Origin of the sequence: Streptomyces sp. NPDC086147 (assembly GCF_040702165.1) — a bacterium.
In the GTDB taxonomy this organism is placed as follows: domain Bacteria; phylum Actinomycetota; class Actinomycetes; order Streptomycetales; family Streptomycetaceae; genus Streptomyces.
The window spans coordinates 750171-769422 of record NZ_JBFBJO010000002.1 but is presented as its reverse complement, the minus strand read 5'-3'; the positions used below and the strand labels follow the sequence as shown (position 1 = coordinate 769422).

Below are 19252 nucleotides of genomic sequence, written 5' to 3'. Positions count from 1 at the left end.
ATGCGCGGAGGACTCCGCACGGAACCGCCCGACACCTTGGCCGCCGCCCGCGAACGCTTCGCGCGCGACCTCGCCGCCCTGCCGGAGGAGGCCCGGCGCATCGAGCACCCGGTGCCTCCCGTGCCCGCGGCCTCGACCCGGCTGACGGCCCTGACGACCCTGGTCCGGCACAGGATCGAGACGCGGCCGGGTCCCTGACGGACGCGCCCGCGCGACCTGTTCGGTCTGCTCGACCGCCGGGTCCTGCGCATCGCGGCCCACGCGAGCCCGACGACGAACTCCTCCCCGCCCTTCCACCTCGACCGGGAGCCGGGCTCCGCCGACGGTTCCGTCCGCCCCGGGACCGTTCAGTCGTCGTCCGTTCCCGCCCCTCTGTCCCGGCGGAGCCTGCCGGACCAGACGGGTTCCACCCGCTCCCACTCCCGTTCCCAGGCGGCGTACCGGCGGCCTTCGGTACTCCGCCGTACGAGGACGAGCGCGCCGACCCCCGTCACCCCGACGGCGCCCACTACCGCGATGCCGCCGGAGACCGCGGCGAGCCAACGGCTCGCGGCGGCGACCGGCGGCCGGACGGGGGTCCCGCCGTCGTCCACCCAGACGACCACGGTGTCCCCCCGGGGCGTCCGGGGCGGCACCTAGACGGTCCCGGACCGGCGCACGTTCCCGGGGTGCTCCCAGGTCGCCGGCGCGAGGGCGTACGGCTCCGTGCCGTACCGGGTGGAGGCGGGCGGGTCCTCGGCCGGGCCGGTCGTGGTCGCCGTCACCCGGTGCCGGTGGGCGGCGCGTTCGCGGTCGGCGTCGGCTCCGGCCTTCCAGAGCGCTCCGGCGGCCACGGCGCCGCAGACCAGGGCGATCGTCAGGAGGAGGGCCAGGGCGGCGCGCCCGAGGGGTCCCCGCGCGGACGGGGTCCCGTCGTCGTCCGACGTAGCGTGGCGGATCATGCCGCACCTCCCACGGGGGTGGTTCGCCGGTCCTCGGGCCGGGCCCCGACATCCACTCTTCCGTCCGGCCGCCGCACCCCGCAGCGCCCGGGGGGATCGCCCGCACGGGCCGAACGGTCCGCGTCCGGAACGGTCCACGGGCACGCGCCACGGCCGCGCCCCGGTGCGGTGGCCCTCGTCCCCGAGGAGTCCGTGCCGGACGCGCGTGGGCCCCGGTCCGGAGGTACGTCCTCCGGACCGGGGCCGACGCGACACGACCTAGGGCAGGAGCTCGTCCATAGAGGCGCGCCCCTTCTCCGCCATCCGGCGTTCCGCCCAGGCGAGGTTCTTCGGGGTCACGTCACGGCCGGAGGCGAGGACCAGGTCCTCCGCCGTGAACTCCCCTTCCGATCCGGCGTGCAGCAGCCGGTCGGGCGTCGGAAAGTCCCCCGGGGACGTCTTGTCGGGCTCAGCGTTCATGCCGCCTCCTACGTGTTCGTCCGGCACTGGTCATTCTCGTGTCCGGTCGGCGAGAACGCATCCGGGACCGGAGGGGACCCGGCGCCGGCCCGCCGGACGAGCAGGTGCGCGTCCGGTACGACGGCCCCGCGCACCGCCTCCTCCCAGAGGGCGAGGCCCGTGCGGAGCAGGCCGTGCGCGGCGGCGGTCTCGGCGGCCGTCCAGAGTCCGCCGTCGTCGGCCTCGAAGAACCGGTCGTAGGCGGCGTCGTGGACCGCGTCCTGGGCGGGGAGGGCGAGGGCGGTGTCCACGCCCCGCGCCAGGTCCTCGAAGAAGTTCCACGCCTCCAGGAGCGGTGCCGCGGGGACGGGCCCGGGAACGCGGACCCACTCCTCCACGGGTTCCAGGTCCAGGGACGACTCCGCGTCCGTCACGAAGTCCCAGCGGCGCCGGGCGCAGTGCTCCTCGGCCGAGCCGACGGCGTGGAAGGCGAGGAGCCGTCCCCGGTCGTCGGCGGCCACGGCGTCGTGGTCGTCGCCCTCGCCCCGGCGCCAGAGCACGTACAGGTCTCCCCGCCGGGTCCCGATCCGGTACGGGTGGTGGTCAGTCACTCGAAGTCTCCACTCGGGGTCTCCCAGGGCTGTCGTACGAGGTCGGCGGCGGCCCCGAGGGACAGGGCCGCCCCCTCCTCGTAGTGGCGGGCGTACGTCTCCGGAGCGAGGGCCCCGCGCAGGACCTCCTCGGCGCGGGTGCGGATCCGGTGCTCCGTCTCCGGGGTGAAGGGGCGGAAGCCGCCGCTGCCGGCCCCGGCGTGGGCATCGTACGCGCCGGGGAACCGCGCCCCGGCCTCGGCGTCGCCCGGTCCGCCCACCCTCCGCGAGCCCACGCCGCGGTGCCGAACCGGGCGGCGACGAGGTACGGGGCGACCGGGTGGGCCGGGGTCTCCACGTCCACGACGGCGCGGGCGAGGCGCCCGGCGGCCCGGTCGTCCGTGAGGAGTTCGGCGTGCAGGGCGCGCAGTTCGGGCCCGGGATCCGTGCCGAGGCGTTCCGCGAGGGCCGTGCGCACCTCCTCGTACGCCGCCAGGGCCTCGGCCGCCCGGCCCGTGTCGCGGAGGGCGCGGATCCGCAGGGCCCGGAGGGGGTCGTCGAGGGGCTGCTTCGCGGCGAACTCGCGCCACGCCGTGTCAGCGCCATGGCGTCGCCGGGGCGCGGGTTCGACAATGGGGGGGATGACCGATGACGACCCGCGTACGCGCAGTGGCGAGATCGGGCCCGCCGAGTGGCTCGCCATGAACCGGACCGGCAGCTTCGACTGGGATCTCGACACGGGCAGCATCGATGCCGACGAGTCCGGGCTGCTGGTCTTCGGCGTGTCCCCGGACGCCTTCGACGGGCGCCCGGAGACGCTCGTCGCGCGGCTCGACCCCGAGGAGCGGGTCAAGCTCCGGGGCGTCGTGCGCGAGGCCGTCAAGAGCGGCGCGGCCTCGTACACCGCGCACTTCCCGATCCCGCAGGACGACGGACCACCCCACTGGACGCACGTGCAGGCGCGGATCCTGCGCTCGCCGGACGGGCGGGCCCGGCGGATCGTCGGCGTCGTGCGGGACACGACCGCCGAGGTGATGCACTTCGCGTTCGTCCGGGACCTGGAGAAGCGGCGCGAGGTCCAGACGAACATCGTGGAGCGGACGACGAACGCGCTGTCGCGCGCGGTGACCGTGGACGACGTGACGACCGCCCTGACCGGCCCGAACGGCCTCGCGCGGCTCGGCGCGGACGGTCTCGCGCTGGGGCTCGTGGAGAACGGCTCGCTGAACATCATCGCGCTCAGCGGGGAGTCCCTCGACGTGCTCGACGGCTTCCGCAACCGGCGGCTCGACCGGCGGCTGCCGCTGGCCGAGGCGGTGCTGAGCGGCCGGCCCCGGTTCGTGTCGTCCTTCCCGTCGCTCGGGCGGGACTTCCCCGAGCTGGCCCCCTATCTGCCCCGGCTCGACTTCCGTGCCGCCTGCTACCTCCCGCTGGTGGCACAGGCGCGCTCACTGGGCGGGATGGCCCTGTTCTACCGGGGCCGCACCTCGTTCAACCCCGACGAGCGGAACCTGGCCCTGGGGCTCGCGGCGATCGTCGCCCAGTCGCTCCAGCGGGCGATGCTCTTCGACGAGGAGCGGGAGCTCGCGACCGGGCTCCAGGCGGCGATGCTGCCGCGCCGGATCCCGGAGATCACCGGCGGGCAGATCGCCGTCCGCTACCACGCGGCGTGGAGCGGGCGTCAGGTCGGCGGCGACTGGTACGACGTGATCCCGCTGCCGCGCAGCCGGGTCGGGATCGTGGTGGGCGACGTCCAGGGCCACGACACGCACGCGGCGGCCATCATGGGCCAGCTGCGGATCGCGCTGCGGGCGTACGCGGGCGAGGGGCACGCCCCTTCGACCGTGCTGGCCCGGGCCTCCCGGTTCCTCGCCGAGCTGGACACCAACCGCTTCGCGACCTGCACGTACGCGCAGGTGGACCTGGCGAGCGGCACCCTGCGCGCGGTGCGGGCCGGGCACCTGGATCCGCTGATCCGGCACAACGACGGCCGGGTGGGGCAGCCCAAGCTGCGGGGCGGGCTCCCGCTGGGCCTGGCGACCGTGTTCGGGGACGAGGAGTTCCCGGAGACGCGGCTCGACCTGGTGCCCGGGGAGACCCTGGTGCTCTGCACGGACGGGCTCGTCGAGCAGCCGGACTCGGACATCTCGTCCGGTCTCGCCGCGCTCGCCGGGGCGATCGCCAGCGGTCCGCCGCAGGCCGAGGCGCTCGCCGACCACCTCTCCGACCGGCTGTGGGAGCGGTGGGGTTCGGGCGACGACGTGGCCCTCCTGGTGCTGCGGCGCAGCCCGGACCCGGGCACGCCGAAGGCGCCGCGCATCCACCAGTACATCCACCAGGCCGATCCGCAGGGCCTCTCGGACGCGCGGGCGGCCGTGGGGCAGGCGCTGCGCGACTGGGGCATGCGGGAACTGGCGGACGACGCGGAGCTGTTGACGGGCGAGCTGCTCGTCAACGTGCTGCTGCACACGGAGGGGGGCGCGGTGCTGACCCTGGAGGTGCTGCCCGAGCCGGTGCGGCGGGTGCGCCTGTCGGTGCAGGACCGGTCGAGCGCCTGGCCCCGGCGCCGTACTCCGGGCGAGGCGGCCACGTCGGGGCGCGGGCTGCTCCTGCTGGACGCGCTGGCCTCCCGGTGGGGGGTCGAGCCGCGCGGCGAGGGCAAGGCGGTGTGGTGCGAGATCGGTCCGGTGCAGGTGCCGGCCGACACCGCTCCCGGCGGCGGGTGAGCCCTCGGCGGGGAGCGGCGTCCGGCGGTGGGGTCAGGCGCGCTGCCACACCGTGGTGACGTTGCAGAACTCGCGGATGCCGTGGCCGGCGAGTTCGCGTCCGTACCCGGAGCGCTTGACCCCGCCGAAGGGGAGCGCGGGGTGGGAGGCGGTCATGCCGTTGACGAAGACGCCGCCGGCCTCAAGGTCGCGGACGAAGAGGGCGACTTCCTCCTGGGAGCGGGTCCAGACGTTGGAACTGAGTCCGAACGGGGAGTCGTTGGCGACGGCCACGGCCTCCTCGACGTCGCCGACCGGGTAGACGGTGGCGACCGGGCCGAAAGCCTCCTCGCGGTGGATCCGCATCTCCGGAGTGATACCGGTGAGGACGGTGGGGCGGTAGTACCAGCCGTTCCGCAGCTCCTCGGCGTCGGGGCGGTGGCCGCCGCAGAGGGCGGTGGCGCCCTTCTCCACGGCGTCGTCGACGAGTTCCTCCAGGTCGGCGCGGCCCTGCTCGGTGGCGAGGGGGCCGACGTCGGTGGACTCGTCGAGGGGGTCGCCGACGGTGAGGGCGTTCATGGCGGCGGTGAAGCGCTCGGAGAAGTCGTCGTACACGTTCCGGTGGACGATGAACCGCTTGGCGGCGATGCAGGACTGGCCGTTGTTCTGCACGCGGGCGGTGACGGCGGTCTTCACGGCCGCGACGACGTCGGCGGAGGGCATCACGATGTACGGGTCGCTGCCGCCGAGTTCCAGGACGGTCTTCTTGATCTCGTCGCCCGCGACGGAGGCGACGGACCGGCCGGCCGGTTCGCTGCCGGTGAGGGTGGCGGCCACCACGCGGGGGTCGCGCAGGACGCCCTCGACCTCGCGGGAGCCGATCAGGAGGGTCTGGAAGCAGCCCTCGGGGAATCCGGCGCGGCGGAAGAGGTCGCCGAGGTAGAGCGCGGTCTGCGGCACGTTGGAGGCGTGCTTGAGGAGGCCCGTGTTCCCCGCCATGAGGGCGGGCGCGGCGAAGCGGATCACCTGCCAGAGCGGGAAGTTCCACGGCATGACGGCGAGGACGGGGCCGAGGGGCCGGTAGTGGACGCGGGCGGTGTCCGCGCCGGAGTCCTGGACGTCGCTCTCCGCCGGGTGCTCGTCGGCGAGCAGTTCCTCGGCGTGGCGGGCGTACCAGCGCATGGCCTTGGCGCACTTGCCGGCCTCCGCGCGGGCGGCGGCGATCGGCTTGCCCATCTCGATCGTCATGGTGCGCGCGATGTCCTCGGTGTCCTCGTCAAGGAGGGTCGCGGCGGCGCGCAGGAGGCGGGCGCGTTCGGCGAAGGAGGTGGTGCGGTACCGGCGGTACGTCTCGTGCGCGGCTGCGATACGGCGCTCGACCTCCTCGGGCCCGTGGGCCTCGTAGGTGCGCAGCGTCTCGCCGGTCGCGGGGTTCACGGTGGCGATGCCCATGGCCTGTCTCCTCCTGCCTCGGTCCCCGTCCGACACCAACCTTCCGTGAAGAGCGGCGCGGCGCAACAGGGGCGGGACGGCGGGGTGATCCGGGCGGTCGCCGGGCGGTCAGGCGGTCAGCCAGGTCAGGGCGCCGGCGAGGTGGGCGCGGAAGAGCGAGTCGCGGTACGCCTCCGGGGCGTGCCCGAGGGCGGTGAAGAGGACGCGCCCCCGGTCCGCCTCCCGGCACCAGGCGAGCGGGTGGTCGTCGCCGTGGGCGCCGCCGCGGTACGAGGTCTCGTCGGCCCGGGCCAGGACCCGTACCCCCCGGGGGACGGAGGTGAAGTTGTACCACTCGTCCGTCCGTTCCCAGCGGGCCGGGAGCGGGGCGGTCGCCGGGTGGTCGCCCGGGGCCACGAGGACGGTGCCGGGCTGGACCTCGGGATGGCCGTCGAAGCGGGTGCCGAGCAGCTCCCCGTAGAAGGGCCAGTCGGGTTCGGCGTTGGCGGCGGCGTGCACGGCGAGGAGGGCGCCGCCGCCCCGCAGGTACGCCTCGAAGGCGGTCCGGCCCTCGGGGGTCAGGACGTTCCCGGTCGTGGAGAGCATGACGACGACGGCGCACCGGGCGAGCCGTTCGGGCGTGAAGGCGCCCGGGTCCTCGGTGACCTCGGCCGTCCGCCCCAGCTCCTTCGCCAGCTCCGTGAGCGCGGCGGCGCCGTCGGGGATCGAGTCGTGGCGGTATCCGGCGGTGCGGGTGTAGATCAGGACGTCTGCGGTGGTCACGCGGCGCGCTCCAGGGGCGGAAGGGCTGGGGAAAGCGCTTTCCCCCTGCGGGTCGACCGTAGTCACCGGGGACCTCGGCCCGCAAGGCTCGCCCTGATCCATTGTCGCATCGGATACATCTCTGTATCTTTTGGCGCGCCGTCCGGGGCTGTCTCCGTCCGCCCCGGCCCCGTTTCCCTGGAGGAGCCGCCATGAGCACCGTGCCGCCCGCGCTCGCCGCCGCCGTCGGGCCGCTGCCCGACGGGGTCGTCCTGCCGCTGCCGCCCGCCTTCGAGAGCGTCGAGGAGGAGCGGCGGTACCGCAAGGAGCAACTGGCCGCCGGATTCCGTGTCTTCGGCCGGTTCGGCTTCTCCGAGGGGGTCGCCGGGCACATCACCGTCCGCGACCCCGGCGACCCGAACGCCTTCTGGGTCAACCCGTTCGGGATGAGCTTCAGCCAGATCAAGGCCTCCGACCTGATCCTCGTCGACCACGAGGGCGTCGTCCTCGAAGGGCGCCGGCCCGTGAACCGGGCCGCCTTCGTCATCCACTCCCGGGTCCACGCCGCCCGGCCCGACGCGGTCGCCGCCGCGCACTCGCACTCCCTGTACGGCAAGGCCTTCTCCAGCCTCGGCATCCCGCTCGACCCGATTACCCAGGACGCCTGCGCGTTCTTCGAGGACCACGGGATCTACGACGACTACCGGGGCGTGGTGAACGAGACCGAGGAGGGCGAGCGGGTCGCCAAGGCCCTCGGCGCGTACAAGGCGGTGATCCTGAAGAACCACGGGCTCCTGACGGTCGGCCACTCCGTCGCCGAGGCCGTCTGGTGGTTCGTCACCATGGAGCGCTCCTGCCAGGCCCAGCTCCTCGCGATGGCCGCGGGCACCCCGCAGTCCATCGACCGGGAGACCGCGCTGCTCACGCGCGGGCAGATCGGCGGGCACCTGGCCGGCTGGTTCCAGGCGCGCCCGCTGTGGGATCAGATCACCGCGTCCGACCCGGACCTCTTCGACTGACCCCCGGGTTCCGGCAGTCCGCGCGTCAGGGCCTCCAGGAACGCGGGGAGGAACTGGCGCTCCAGACTGCCCGGCGGCAGCGCGTCCGGCTCCACGTAGCTCTGTGCGAGACCACCCTCGCGCAGGGCGATGAGCAGGCGCGCGAACCGGTCGGCGTCCACGGTCAGTTCGCGTCCGGCCCGGCGCAGGACGAGCGTGAGGCCGCGGGCTATCTCGGCCCGCAGCCGCTCGTCGTGGCGCGCGAGCACCCAGGCGGCCTGCGGATCCCGGATGGCGTGCAGGGTGAACTCGGTGGTCACCAGGTACCAGTCCCGCTCGTCCGGCTCCACGCGGGAGGCCAGCTCGGCGAGCCGGGTCAGGGTGTACTCCTCGGCCGTCAGCGCGTCGATCGACTCGGCGAGCCGCCGCACCGTCCGGTCGCTGTGCTCGTCGAAGAGGGCGAGGAAGAGCTCCTCCTTGCTCGCGAAGTTCGAGTAGTACGCGCCCCGCGTGTAGCCGGCGCGCTCGCAGATCTGCTCGATCGTCGTCGCGTGGAAGCCGTGCTCGGCGAAGGTCTCCAGGGCGGCCCTCAGGAGCGCCGCGCGGGTGCGGGGCCGCCGCTTGGTGACGCCTTTCGGCACGGGTGGGTCCTCCAGTTCGTCCGGGCCGCTCGCCGCGGCGGACGCCCACCATACCGGCGGCTCCCGCCCGGGCGGGGATCAGCTCCGGCGGATAAAATTCAGACATGGCAGAGCGGCCGGCCGCACCCGCGGCGCCCGACCTGGTCCTCGAGATCGACGGGGACGCGACGCTCATGGATCCGAGCCGCGTCTACCGCATCGGACGGGACCCCACCAGCGACGTCGTCCTCTCGGACGCCCGCGTGTCCTGGCACCACGCGGTGCTCGGCGCGCCCGCCGGCCGATGGACGCTGACCGACGAGGACAGTACGAACGGCACCTTCGCGGACGGCCGGAAGGTGGCCCCTTCGCGCGATGTGGGCGCCGGGACCGTCGTACGGTTCGGACACCCGGAGGACGGCCCGCGAGCCGTCCTCTCGGCCGCCGTCCCGGCCCGCCCGGCGACACCGGAACCACCGCCTCCACCCGTACCGGAGCCGGTACCGGAGCCGGAGCCCGTACCCGAACCGGTACCGGAACCCGAACCGGTGCCCGTACCCGAGCCGGTGCCGGAACCCGGACCGGTGCCGGGGCCTGAGCCCGTACGGGACTTCGTGTCCGGCCCCGCACGGGAATCCGCTCCTCCGCGGCCCCCCTCCGTCTCGCACCCCGCCGCCACCGGCACCTTCCGGCAGCCGACGTCCGTCCGGCCGCTGCCGACCCACAGCATCCGCATCGGCCGTGCCCCCGACAACGACGTCGTCGTCCCCGACCTCGTCGTCTCCCGGCACCACGCCGAACTGCGCGCCCACCCCGACGGCACCTACTGGATCCACGATCTGGACAGCCACAACGGCACCTTCCTCAACGGCCGGCCCGTCACCGACGCCCGGGTGACTCCGGAGGACATCGTCGGCGTCGGGCGGTGCGCGTTCTGCCTGATCGGCGGGCAACTCGTCGAGTTCACCGACACCGGAGAGGTCTCCCTCGACGTGCGATCGCTCGCCGTCACCGTCGACCACGGGCACAAGACCCTCCTCGACGAGGTGTCGTTCCCGGTGGGCGAGAAGTGCCTGCTCGCGGTCGTCGGACCGTCCGGCGCCGGAAAGTCCACGCTCCTGAACGCCCTCACCGGCCAGCGGCCCGCCGACCGGGGCACGGTGCTCTACGACGGCCGCGACCTGTACCGGGACTACGCCGAGCTGCGCCAGCGCATCGGGCTCGTCCCCCAGGACGACATCCTGCACCTCCAGCTCACCGTCCGCCGGGCCCTCGGGTACGCCGCCGAGCTGCGGTTCCCCGAGGACACCGAGCGCGCGGAACGGCGGGCCCGAGTCGACGAGGTGATCCGGGAGCTCGGCCTCGTGGAGCGCGCGGACCAGCCGATCCACAGCCTCTCCGGCGGCCAGCGCAAGCGCGTGAGCGTCGCCCTGGAACTGCTCACCAAACCGTCCCTCCTCTTCCTCGACGAGCCCACCTCGGGCCTCGACCCCGGCATGGACCGGTCCGTGATGCACATGCTGCGCGGGCTCGCCGACGACGGGCGCACGGTCGTCGTGGTGACGCACAGCGTGCTCAGCCTGGACGTCTGCGACCGGCTGCTCGTCCTCGCGCCCGGCGGCCGGGTCGCCTACTACGGACCGCCCTCCGAGGCCCTCGAGTTCTTCGGCTTCACGGAGTGGCCGGAGGCCTTCGAGGCCTTCGAGAAGGAACGGGACCGCGACTGGGCGGGCGGCTACCGCTCCTCCCGCTTCCAGCGCCGGTACATCACCGACGCCGCGGCGGGCCCGGACCTCCCCCTGGGCGGGAGCGCCCCCGGGGACGAGGTGCCCGCCCCGCCGCCGAAGGCGCAGAGCTGGGCCTCCCAGCTGCGGACCCTGGTGCGCCGCTACGCGGCGGCGCTCTCCGCCGACCGCACCTTCATCGTCATCATGGTGGCGCTGCCGTTCGTGATGGGGACGATGGCCCGCGCCCTGTCGGAGGGCAGTCTCAACCCCGAGTCGTCGCTGAACGTCCTGCTCATCCTCTGCGTGGGCGGGGTCCTCACGGGCGCGGCGAACGCCGTGCGCGAACTCGTCAAGGAACGCACGATCTACCGGCGCGAGAGAGCCGTCGGTCTGTCCCGCTCGGCGTACCTCGCCTCCAAGGTGGTGGTCCTCGGACTGATCACGGTCGTGCAGTCGGTGGTCCTGACCCTGGTGGCCCTGATCGGCGTGCCGCTGAACGTGCCCGGCGGCAAGGGGGTCCTGATGCCCCCGCTGGTGGAGATCACCCTCGCCGTCGCGCTGCTGTCCTTCACCGCGATGATGCTCGGCCTGTTCGTCTCCGCCCTCGTCCGCAAGGAGGAGGTGACGATGCCGCTGCTCGTCCTGCTCGCCATCGTGCAGGTGGTGTTCTGCGGGGCCCTCCTGACCGTGCGGGGCACGCCCGTCCTGGAGCAGCTGGCCTGGCTGGTGCCCTCGCGGTGGGCGTTCGCGGCGATGGGCGCGACGATCGACATCGGGAAGGTGGCGCCGAGCGACAAGACCACCGATCCGCTGATGCGGCACACGGCGGAGGCCTGGCTGTTCGACATGGGCATGATGGTGGTGCTCTGTCTGGTCCTCGGCCTGGTCGTGGCCCGGCTGCTGCGCCGCCACGAGCCGGTCGTCATGCGGAGGTAGGCCCGTGAGCGTCCCCGTGTCCGCGTACGTGCCGGACTTCCGGCCCACCCACGTCGTGCCGCGCGACGGCCTGCCCGCCTGGGAGGCGCCCGACCCGGGGCTGCCCACGGCGCCCCTGGACGCCTTCCTGCCGGTGCGCCTGGAGGAGCGGAGCGGGGACTGGGGGCGGATCCGGTGCTCCAACGGCTGGACGGCGTGGGTCGACGCGCGGCTGCTCGTCGGCGTCCCCGACGATCCGCCGGCGGCGGGCCGTCCCCTCACCAGGACCGCCGACCCCCGCCCGCTGATCGCCCGCGCCGAGGACGCCCTCGGCCGCTACCGGCGGGCCGCCGAGGAGCTGGGCGCGGGCCGCCTCGACGGCGAGGCCTTCCGGCTGCGGACCCGCGGCCTGCGGGTGGGCATGGTCGTGGACGGCGAGTCGGTGTGGCTGTACGACGCGGAGCACGAGCGCTGGGTGTACTGCGACGGCGCGGGACTCAGTACGTACGCGGCCGCCGCCGCCCCCTCGGCCACCGCCGCACCGCCCGCGGCTCCCGCGGATGCGCCTCCGGAGGGGGAGGCCGGGGTGGTGGAGCGACCGCCGACGCAGGTGGTGGAGCAGCCTCCCGGGACGGTAGAGCGACCTCCGACCCAGGTGGTGGAACAATCGCCCGAGGCGGCGGACGCGCCCCCGACCCAGGTCGTACAACAGCCGCCCGAGACATCGGAAGCCCCGCCGACCCGGGTCGCGCGGCCGTCGTCCGGGGCCGCGGATCCGCCCCCGACCCGGGTCGTGGAGCGGCCTCCGACGGGTGAGGGCTGATGGCCGGCGGGGCGCACGCCGACCCGGACCTTCCGGCCGGGCGGCCCTCGGGGCTCGTCGGCAAGGAGGTGGCCGGCTACCGCCTGGAGGGCGAGATCGGGCGCGGCGGCATGGCGGTGGTGTACCGGGCGCGGGACCTGCGGCTGGACCGTACGGTGGCGCTGAAGCTGCTGGCCCCCGAACTGGCCCGCAACGACACCTTCCGCAAGCGCTTCGCGCACGAGTCGCGGGTCGCCGCCTCGATCGACCACCCGCACATCGTGCCGGTCTTCGAGGCGGGCGAGACGGAGGGCGTGCTCTACATCGCCATGCGGTACGTCGCCGGGCAGGACCTGGTGGCCCTGCTGGACCGCGAGGGGCCGCTGCCGCCGGCGAAGGCGGGCAGGATCGCCGTGCAGGTGGCCTCGGCCCTGGACGCGGCGCACGCGCACGACCTGGTGCACCGGGACGTGAAGCCCGGCAACATCCTGGTGGCCGAGGGCACCGACCGCGACCATCCGGAGCACGTGTACCTGACCGACTTCGGCCTGACGAAGAAGTCGCTGTCCCTGACGGGCTTCACGACGGTGGGCGAGTTCGTGGGGACGCTCGACTACGTGGCGCCCGAGCAGATCTCGGGAAAACCGGTCGACGGCCGGTGCGACGTGTACGGCCTGGCGTGCGTGGTGTTCGAGACGCTGGTGGGCGCGCCGCCGTTCCGCCGGGACACCGACTGGGCGGTGCTGTGGGCGCAGCAGTACGACCCGCCGCCGCCGGTCTCCGAGGCGCGCCCGGAGCTCCCGGGCGCGGCGGACGCGGTCTTCGCGAAGGCGCTGGCGAAGACGCCGGAGGAGCGGTACGGGACGTGCCTGGAGTTCGTCACCCGGTTGCGCGCCGCCCTGGCGTCGGGGGCTCCGGGCGCTCCGGGGACGGCGGGCCCGGTGGCGGCCGGGGCGCCGGGACCGCTCGGCCCGCCGCCGGCCCCGCCCGCGTGGGCGCGGCCGGTGTTCCGGGAGCTGTAGGCCGCCCGTTCCGGGAGCGGTCGCGGAGGCCGCCGAGGGGTTACGGAGCGCCCGGCGGCCCCGGCGGGCCGGCGCCGTCCTCGCGGTGGACAGGCTGCTCGACCTCGCCCTTCCGGCGGACCCGGGAGGCGAGGAGGCCGCCGAGGAGGCCCAGGACCAGGCCCCACAGGAGCGCGAGGCCGACGACGGTCCAGACGCGCGGGCGCAGCAGCACCTGCCCGCCGAGCGAGTCGAGTTCGCCGATGCCGAGGACCGAGAGGCCGAAGCGGGCCTCGACGAGGGTGACGGGGGCGGCGACCAGCATGGTGAGCGCGAAGCCGACGCCCGTCCGCAGGGCGTGCTGCCGGAGCCGGGTCCGGGCCGGGGAGCGGACGGCGGCGGCGAAGGCGGCGGCGAGCAGCAGGACGGCGGCGACGGGCAGCAGCCACCAGGCGCGTCCGTCCTGCGCGGCGAGCGAGGACAGGTCGACGGTCGAGAGGTCCGCCCTCTCGCCGCCGCTCCCGCCGCGCAGGACGGCGTCGAGGATCTGCGGCACGGGCAGGCCGAAGGGGCCTTCGGCCCTGCCCTCCCAGGAGCCGCCGATGCCGACGCCCAGGGCGAGCCAGGTGATGTTGGGCAGGCCGAGGAGGAGGACCGCGAAGGTGTCGGCGGGGCGGCCCTTGGTCGCCGCGACGACGAGCCCCACGACCAGGCCCACGAGCACGTACGCGAGGAGCAGGAGGAGCATCGCGTGGGCGACGGGCCGGACGGGTTCCTGGTAGCGGACGAGCCGGGACGGCAGAGGGGCCCTGCGGGAGACGAGGAGGGCGATGAGGAGCACGCCGAGGATCCACAGAAGGCCGTAGAAGAGCGTGGGTCCGAGGTCGGTGCGGAAGCCGACCGTCGGGTTCACCGAGTCGAGGAGCTCGCCGAAGAGGTCCAGGAGCGGGTCCTCGGCCTCCCCGCCGCCGACGGTGATCCGGAAGTCGTGGCGCGCGAGGGCGGAGAGCCCCGCGAGGCCGATCAGCCAGAGGACGGTGACGGACCCGGCGCGGAGCAGGAGTTCGCGGGCGCCGGTCACCGCGTGGTGGCGCAGGGGACGCAGGAAGCAGTAGCCGGTGACCAGTGCGCCCACCAGGGTGACGGTGAGGGGCATGGCGGTGAGCTGGGCCTGGGTTCCGGCAAGGGCGCCGGCGTCGCCGGAGAGTTCGACCTTGCCGCCCGCGGCCATGACGACGACGGCGGCGAGGACGGCGGTGAAGCCGCCGGGCAGGTCGGCGGCGCCCGCGGCCCAGAGACCGAGCCCGGCGACGACGCCCATCGCCAGGTGTCCGGCGACCACGGCCGCCAGTGCCTGGAGGGCGGTCCGGGCAAGGAGTCCGGCCGGGGTCGCGGCGGGCCGCGTGGGGGTGGGTGGCCTGCTGCTCACGGTGACCACGCTAGTACCGGGGACGGCCGCGCGCTTGCGGGCGGAGTGCCCGTGGCTCCAGGTGGGGCGGGGCGAACGGCGTGCCTCCGCTTGCGGCCGGGCACGGGTCGGCGCACACAATGGGCCCGGAACGGAAGAAAGGGAAAAACGTGACTTCCCACCCGCCGTCCGGCCCTCCGTCCGGTCCGCCGTCGGTCCCTCCCTCGGGTCCTCCCTCCGGCCCCCTCTCGGGTCCGGGCACACGCCCGGACGCCGCCGGCCCTCCGCCGCCCTCGGGACCGCCCACCGGCGGCTCCGGAGGCTCGGGCGGCTCCGGCGACTCGAGCAGCGGACCGGGCGGTTCCGGGGGCGGCCAGGACGGCGGAGGCTCGTCCCGCTACCCCGGCGACGGGAGCGGGGGCGGCCCCTGGTGGCGTTCCGTCCCGAAGGTCGCCTCGATCACCGCCGTCCTGGTGGCGGCCGTCGCCCTGATCGTCGTGCTCACCAGCCGCTCGGGCGACGACGGCGGCACCACGAACGCCGGCGGCGGTGAGGTCTTCCTGCAGAGCGCCTCCACGACCGGCCCGGACCCGTTCACCCGGTCGACGGCCCGCTCCACCGGCTCCGCCCCGCCGGCCACGCTGCCGCCCCGCAGCGGCTCCGCGGAGGCCGGCACGCCCCAGGTCTCGGGCTCGGCGCCCGGCCTCTACGGCGGGACGCGGTCGGTGGCGAGCTGCGACGTGGAGCAGCAGGTGCGCTACCTCTCGGGCGAGCCCGCGAAGAACGCGGCCTTCGCCTCGGTCCTGCGCATCTCCGCGAACGAGGTGCCCGGCTACCTGCGCTCCCTCACCCCGCTCCAGCTCCGGGCCGACACCCGGGTGACGAACCACGGCTTCAAGAACGGCTCCGCCACCACCTACCAGGCGGTCCTCCAGTCCGGCACGGCGGTCCTGGTCGACGACCGCGGGGTGCCCCGGGTGCGCTGCGCCTGCGGCAACCCGCTGACCGAGCCGGTGCCCCAGAAGAACCCCCGGACGACGGGCACCGCCTGGCCGGGCTACTCCTCCGACCAGGTGGTCGCCGTCGCACCCTCCCCGAAGGTCGTGAACGTCTTCGTGGTGTACGACCCCGAGGACGGCGACTGGTTCGCGCGGAAGCACGGCGACACCGGCGACCGGGACGAACCGACCACGCCGCCGACCCCGAAGCCGTGTCCGGAGGGCTCGTCGCCGTGCCCCTCCGACAGCACCTCGACCGGCCCGTCGCCGACCTCGCCGGGCCCCTCGCCCGACTCGACGCCACCGGCACCACAACCGGACTCCCCGCCACCGCCGCCCGAACCCCGGCCCGACTCGCCACCGCCGCCCGAGCCCCAGCCCGACTCCCCGCCGCCGCCCGAACCGCAGCCCGACTCGCCACCGCCGCCCGAGCCCCAGCCGGACTCCCCGCCGCCGCCCGAACCGCAGCCGGACACCTCCACCCCGAACTCGGGACCGACCTCGGGGGACGCGCCGGCGGACCCGAACACGGGCGGATCGGCGGCCGTCCCGGCCTGAGCCGGGGATCGGCGACCGCCCCGAACAGGGCGCCGCCCCCATGGACCGGCGCCTTATTCGGGTGCCCGTCCGGGACGACGCGTGTACGGTCCACCGAGTGGAATCACTGACCGACAAACAGATCCGCTCGTCCTTCGTGAACTGCACCAAGGGCGAGGCGGCCCGGCTCAAGCTGCCGCTCGACTTCGCCGAACTCCCCTGGGACGACCTGGACTTCCTCGGCTGGGTCGACCCGGGCGCGCCGCTGCGCGCGCATCTGGTCGTCCCGCGCGAGGACGGGCCGCTCGGCGTGTCCCTGCGGGTCCCGGCCACCGGCCGGACCAGCGCCATGAAGTCGAGCCTGTGCCAGGTCTGCCTGACCGGACACGCCTCCTCGGGCGTGACGCTCCTCGTGGCGCCGCTCGCCGGGACCCGCGGCCGCGAGGGCAACACGGTCGGGATCTACCTCTGCGCCGACCTCGCCTGCTCCCTCTACATCCGCGGCAAGCGGCAGCCGAAGCTGCGCGGCCGGCGCCAGGAGGAGTCGCTCACCCTCGACGAGCAGATCGCCCGGACGACGGGCAACCTGGACGCCTTCGTCCGGCGGGTCACGGCGGGCTGACGGCCCGCCGCGACCGGGGTGGGCGGAAGGCTCAGCGGAACGCCTGCTCGCCGGTGAGCGCCTTGCCGATGACCAGGGAGTGGACCTCGCTCGTGCCCTCGTAGGTGAGCACCGACTCCAGGTTGTTGGCGTGGCGCAGCACCGGGTACTCCAGGGTGATGCCGTTGGCGCCCAGGATCGTGCGGCACTCGCGGGCGATCGCGATCGCCTCGCGCACGTTGTTCAGCTTGCCCACGCTGACCTGCTCGGGGGTGAGCGCGCCCGCGTCCTTGAGGCGGCCCAGGTGGAGGGCGAGGAGCATGCCCTTGCCCAGCTCGACGGACATGTCCGCGAGCTTCTGCTGCGTGAGCTGGTACGAGGCGAGGGGGCGGGCGAAGACGGTGCGGTCCCGGGCGTAGGAGATCGCCGTCTCCAGACAGTCGCGGGCGGCGCCGAGCGCGCCGAAGACGATGCCGAAACGGGCCTCGTTGAGGCAGCCGAGCGGGCCCGAGAGTCCGCGGGCCTCCGGCAGCATCGCGTCGGCCGGCAGCCGTACGTCCTCCAGGACCAGTTCGCTGGTGACGCTCGCGCGCAGCGACAGCTTCATCCTGATCTCGGGGGCGCTGAAGCCGGGGGTGCCGGCCGGGACGAGGAAGCCGCGGACGCCGTCCTCGGTGCGGGCCCAGACGACGGCCACGTCGGCGACGGAGCCGTTGGTGATCCACATCTTGGTGCCATTGAGCACCCAGTCGGAGCCGTCCCGCTTGGCGTTGGTCCGCATGGCGCCGGGATCGGAGCCGGCGTCCGGCTCGGTGAGGCCGAAGCAGCCGATGTACTCGCCCGCCGCCATCTTCGGCAGCCACCGCCGCTTCTGCTCCTCGGAGCCGTACTTCCAGATCGCGTACATGGCGAGGGAGCCCTGCACGGAGACCAGGGAGCGCAGCCCGGAGTCGACGGCCTCCAGCTCCAGACAGGCCAGGCCGTACGCGACGGAGTTGGTGCCCGCGCAGCCGTAGCCCTCCAGGTGCATGCCGAGCACGCCGGTGCCGCCGAGGGTGCGGGCCAGCTCGCGGGCGGGGATCTCGCCCTTCTCGAACCAGCCGGCGACGTGCGGCCGCAGCTCCCGGTCGGCGACGGCGCGGACGGTGCGCCGGATCTCGCGCTCCTCGTCGGTCAGCAGCCCGTCGACGGCGAGCAGGTCGAAGGGGTGGACGGGAGTGGACGACGACTTCACGGACGGCCTCCTGGCGGTGGGCGACTGGCGCCTGTGACGGGTGGTGACGGGCGCCTGCGACGACTCGGCGTGCCGAAGCGTAGCCGTACATCGGATATTGGATCCAGTATTGAAAATCCGCCGGCCCGGCTCTACGGTCCGGTGGACTGGATCCAATATCCGAATCCGATGTACCGGATCCGATGTACCGGATCCGATGTACCGGATCCGACGCATTGGATCCCATGTGCCGGATTCGGTGTATTGGATCCGACCTTCGGTCGCCGATCCCGAGGAGAGCGGAATGCGCGCAGCCCAGCCGGACCAGTCCGACACCTCACCCGGCACCGTGCCCGACACCGCGCCCGGCGCCCTGTCCGGGATCGTCGTCGCGGACTTCGGCCGAGTGCTCGCCGGGCCGTACATGACGATGCTCCTCGCCGACCTGGGCGCGGACGTGATCAAGATCGAGCGGCCGGGGTCGGGAGACGACACGCGCGCGTGGGGACCGCCGTTCGCGGACGGGCAGGCCACGTACTTCCTCGGGGTGAACCGGAACAAGCGCTCCGTGTCGCTCGATCTGACGGATCCCGGGGACCTGGCGGCGGCACGCGCGATCGTGGACCGGGCGGACGTCCTGGTGGAGAACTTCCGCCCCGGCACGATGGAGCGGCTGGGGCTCGGTTACGAGGACGCGCGGGCGACGAACCCGGGGCTCGTCTACTGCTCGGTGACCGGGTTCGGCACCGCGGAGGGCGCCCGGCTCCCGGGGTACGACCTGCTCGTGCAGGCCATGGGCGGCCTGATGAGCGTGACGGGCGATCCGGACGGGCCGGGGACGAAGACGGGGGTGGCCCTGGTCGACGTCGTCACCGGCCTGCACGCGGGCATGGGCGTGCTCGCCGCGCTCCGGCACCGGGAGCGCACCGGCGAGGGCCAGCGCGTCGAGGTGTCGCTGCTCGGCTCCCTGCTCTCCGCGCTGACCAACCAGGCCGCGGCCCACCTGGGCGCGGGGGTCGTGCCGCGCGCGATGGGCAACCGGCACCCGAGCATCACCCCGTACGAGGTGTTCGGGGCGAAGGACCGGCCGCTGGTCCTGGCGGTGGGCAACGACCGGCAGTTCCGGGCGCTGTGCGAGCGGCTCGGTCTGCCGGGCCTGGCGGAGGACGCCCGCTTCGCGACCAACTCGGCCCGGGTCGCCCACCGGGAGGAGCTGACGGCGGCGCTCGCCGGACCGCTCGGCGGCCGGACCGCCGACGACTGGTTCGAGGAGCTGACGGCGGCCGGGGTGCCCTGCGGGCCGATCAACGACCTGCCGGCCGCCTTCGGCCTGGCCGACCGGCTCGGGCTCGCCCCGCGCGTCCCCGAGTCCGCGGCGGGCCCCGGCCAGGTGGCCAACCCGATCCGGCTCGGCGCCACCCCGCCCTCCTACCGGGCCGCTCCCCCGCGCCTCGGCGAGCACACGGACGCCGTGCTCGGCACGGAGGGCCGGACCGCCCGCACGCCCTGAGCCGGGAGAGGACCCGGAAGATCCGTAGGAAGATGGTCACGCCGGAGGAGCGATC

General features: G+C 74.5%; 18 protein-coding genes and 2 pseudogenes. 9 read left to right on the top strand and 11 right to left on the bottom strand.

Annotated elements, in window-relative coordinates; translation table 11 throughout:
- Positions 1–198 (top strand): annotated as a pseudogene (locus tag AB0398_RS08040) (nicotinate phosphoribosyltransferase); the annotation flags it as partial.
- 149 nt (positions 199–347) lie between these two features.
- On the opposite strand, the gene AB0398_RS08035 reads toward AB0398_RS08040, so the two are convergent.
- The 6 genes and pseudogenes from AB0398_RS08035 to AB0398_RS08010 form a co-directional block, all read right to left on the bottom strand.
- Positions 348–605: a hypothetical protein gene (locus tag AB0398_RS08035; RefSeq protein WP_366372995.1), complete on the bottom strand. Its 258-nt coding sequence runs from the start codon at positions 603–605 to the stop codon at positions 348–350.
- A 30-nt stretch (positions 606–635) separates the two neighbouring features.
- Positions 636–941 (bottom strand): hypothetical protein, encoded by a 306-nt coding sequence (locus AB0398_RS08030; RefSeq protein WP_366372994.1) that lies wholly within the window; start codon positions 939–941, stop codon positions 636–638.
- 258 nt (positions 942–1199) lie between these two features.
- The gene (locus AB0398_RS08025; RefSeq protein WP_053640636.1) at positions 1200–1400 is read right to left on the bottom strand and encodes a hypothetical protein; all 201 of its coding nucleotides are present in this window, start codon (positions 1398–1400) and stop codon (positions 1200–1202) included.
- Positions 1401–1408: 8 nt separating this feature from the next.
- Positions 1409–1990 carry a hypothetical protein gene (locus tag AB0398_RS08020; protein ID WP_366372993.1) on the bottom strand — a complete coding sequence of 194 codons (582 nt, stop codon included), beginning with the start codon at positions 1988–1990 and terminating at the stop codon, positions 1409–1411.
- Positions 1987–2250, bottom strand: coding sequence for a hypothetical protein (locus AB0398_RS08015; protein WP_366373037.1), 264 nt, complete (start codon positions 2248–2250; stop codon positions 1987–1989). The genes AB0398_RS08020 and AB0398_RS08015 overlap by 4 nt, the downstream gene beginning before the upstream one ends.
- A gap of 122 nt (positions 2251–2372) precedes the next feature.
- Positions 2373–2534 (bottom strand): annotated as a pseudogene (locus AB0398_RS08010) (BTAD domain-containing putative transcriptional regulator); the annotation flags it as partial.
- 76 nt (positions 2535–2610) lie between these two features.
- Between AB0398_RS08010 and AB0398_RS08005 the strand changes: the two are divergent.
- Positions 2611–4695, top strand: a complete 2085-nt coding sequence (locus AB0398_RS08005; protein ID WP_366372992.1) for a SpoIIE family protein phosphatase — start codon at positions 2611–2613, stop codon at positions 4693–4695.
- Positions 4696–4728: 33 nt separating this feature from the next.
- On the opposite strand, the gene AB0398_RS08000 is transcribed toward AB0398_RS08005, so the two are convergent.
- Together AB0398_RS08000 and AB0398_RS07995 are read right to left on the bottom strand one after the other, a co-directional pair.
- Positions 4729–6126, bottom strand: a complete 1398-nt coding sequence (locus tag AB0398_RS08000; protein WP_366372991.1) for an NADP-dependent succinic semialdehyde dehydrogenase — start codon at positions 6124–6126, stop codon at positions 4729–4731.
- Positions 6127–6234: 108 nt separating this feature from the next.
- On the bottom strand, positions 6235–6888 hold the full coding sequence (locus AB0398_RS07995; protein ID WP_366372990.1) for a ThuA domain-containing protein: 654 nt from the start codon (positions 6886–6888) through the stop codon (positions 6235–6237).
- Positions 6889–7079: 191 nt separating this feature from the next.
- On the opposite strand from AB0398_RS07995, the gene AB0398_RS07990 reads away from it, so the two are divergent.
- Positions 7080–7886, top strand: coding sequence for a class II aldolase/adducin family protein (locus tag AB0398_RS07990; RefSeq protein WP_366372989.1), 807 nt, complete (start codon positions 7080–7082; stop codon positions 7884–7886).
- Here the strand turns inward: AB0398_RS07990 and AB0398_RS07985 are convergent.
- Positions 7850–8506 carry a TetR/AcrR family transcriptional regulator gene (locus AB0398_RS07985; RefSeq protein ID WP_366372988.1) on the bottom strand — a complete coding sequence of 219 codons (657 nt, stop codon included), beginning with the start codon at positions 8504–8506 and terminating at the stop codon, positions 7850–7852. The genes AB0398_RS07990 and AB0398_RS07985 overlap by 37 nt on opposite strands.
- Before the next feature lie 104 nt (positions 8507–8610).
- On the opposite strand from AB0398_RS07985, the gene AB0398_RS07980 reads away from it, so the two are divergent.
- Genes AB0398_RS07980 through AB0398_RS07970 form a run of 3 tightly spaced genes read left to right on the top strand, consistent with a single transcriptional unit; the run spans position 8611 to position 12951 of the window.
- Positions 8611–11148, top strand: coding sequence for an FHA domain-containing protein (locus tag AB0398_RS07980; RefSeq protein ID WP_366372987.1), 2538 nt, complete (start codon positions 8611–8613; stop codon positions 11146–11148).
- Between the two features lie 4 nt (positions 11149–11152).
- Complete coding sequence (locus tag AB0398_RS07975) at positions 11153–11950, top strand: hypothetical protein (RefSeq protein ID WP_366372986.1); 798 nt, start codon at positions 11153–11155, stop codon at positions 11948–11950.
- Positions 11950–12951 carry a serine/threonine-protein kinase gene (locus tag AB0398_RS07970; protein ID WP_366372985.1) on the top strand — a complete coding sequence of 334 codons (1002 nt, stop codon included), beginning with the start codon at positions 11950–11952 and terminating at the stop codon, positions 12949–12951. Before AB0398_RS07975 ends, AB0398_RS07970 begins: the two co-directional genes overlap by 1 nt.
- 40 nt (positions 12952–12991) lie before the next feature.
- On the opposite strand, the gene AB0398_RS07965 is transcribed toward AB0398_RS07970, so the two are convergent.
- The gene (locus tag AB0398_RS07965) at positions 12992–14368 is read right to left on the bottom strand and encodes a streptophobe family protein (protein WP_366372984.1); all 1377 of its coding nucleotides are present in this window, start codon (positions 14366–14368) and stop codon (positions 12992–12994) included.
- 110 nt (positions 14369–14478) lie between these two features.
- On the opposite strand from AB0398_RS07965, the gene AB0398_RS07960 reads away from it, so the two are divergent.
- A complete protein-coding gene (locus tag AB0398_RS07960; protein WP_366372983.1) occupies positions 14479–15894 on the top strand; it encodes a DUF6777 domain-containing protein in 1416 nt (471 codons plus the stop codon).
- A gap of 97 nt (positions 15895–15991) precedes the next feature.
- On the top strand, positions 15992–16495 hold the full coding sequence (locus AB0398_RS07955; RefSeq protein WP_366372982.1) for an FBP domain-containing protein: 504 nt from the start codon (positions 15992–15994) through the stop codon (positions 16493–16495).
- 31 nt (positions 16496–16526) lie between these two features.
- On the opposite strand, the gene AB0398_RS07950 is transcribed toward AB0398_RS07955, so the two are convergent.
- Positions 16527–17708 carry an acyl-CoA dehydrogenase family protein gene (locus AB0398_RS07950; protein ID WP_366372981.1) on the bottom strand — a complete coding sequence of 394 codons (1182 nt, stop codon included), beginning with the start codon at positions 17706–17708 and terminating at the stop codon, positions 16527–16529.
- A 283-nt stretch (positions 17709–17991) separates the two neighbouring features.
- Here AB0398_RS07950 and AB0398_RS07945 point away from each other — a divergent pair, with 283 nt between their 5' ends.
- Positions 17992–19197 (top strand): CoA transferase, encoded by a 1206-nt coding sequence (locus AB0398_RS07945; protein ID WP_366372980.1) that lies wholly within the window; start codon positions 17992–17994, stop codon positions 19195–19197.
- Positions 19198–19252 lie beyond the last annotated feature (55 nt).

Bases quoted from the DNA above. Each gene is read 5' to 3' on its own strand.
- AB0398_RS08000 (WP_366372991.1), bottom strand. From the start codon at position 6,126: ATGGGCATCGCCACCGTGAACCCCGCGACCGGCGAGACGCTGCGCACC.
- AB0398_RS07980 (WP_366372987.1), top strand. From the start codon at position 8,611: ATGGCAGAGCGGCCGGCCGCACCCGCGGCGCCCGACCTGGTCCTCGAG.
- AB0398_RS07990 (WP_366372989.1), top strand. From the start codon at position 7,080: ATGAGCACCGTGCCGCCCGCGCTCGCCGCCGCCGTCGGGCCGCTGCCC.
- AB0398_RS08030 (WP_366372994.1), bottom strand. From the start codon at position 941: ATGATCCGCCACGCTACGTCGGACGACGACGGGACCCCGTCCGCGCGG.
- AB0398_RS07945 (WP_366372980.1), top strand. From the start codon at position 17,992: ATGCGCGCAGCCCAGCCGGACCAGTCCGACACCTCACCCGGCACCGTG.
- AB0398_RS07970 (WP_366372985.1), top strand. From the start codon at position 11,950: ATGGCCGGCGGGGCGCACGCCGACCCGGACCTTCCGGCCGGGCGGCCC.
- AB0398_RS08025 (WP_053640636.1), bottom strand. From the start codon at position 1,400: ATGAACGCTGAGCCCGACAAGACGTCCCCGGGGGACTTTCCGACGCCC.
- AB0398_RS08005 (WP_366372992.1), top strand. From the start codon at position 2,611: ATGACCGATGACGACCCGCGTACGCGCAGTGGCGAGATCGGGCCCGCC.
- AB0398_RS07960 (WP_366372983.1), top strand. From the start codon at position 14,479: ATGGGCCCGGAACGGAAGAAAGGGAAAAACGTGACTTCCCACCCGCCG.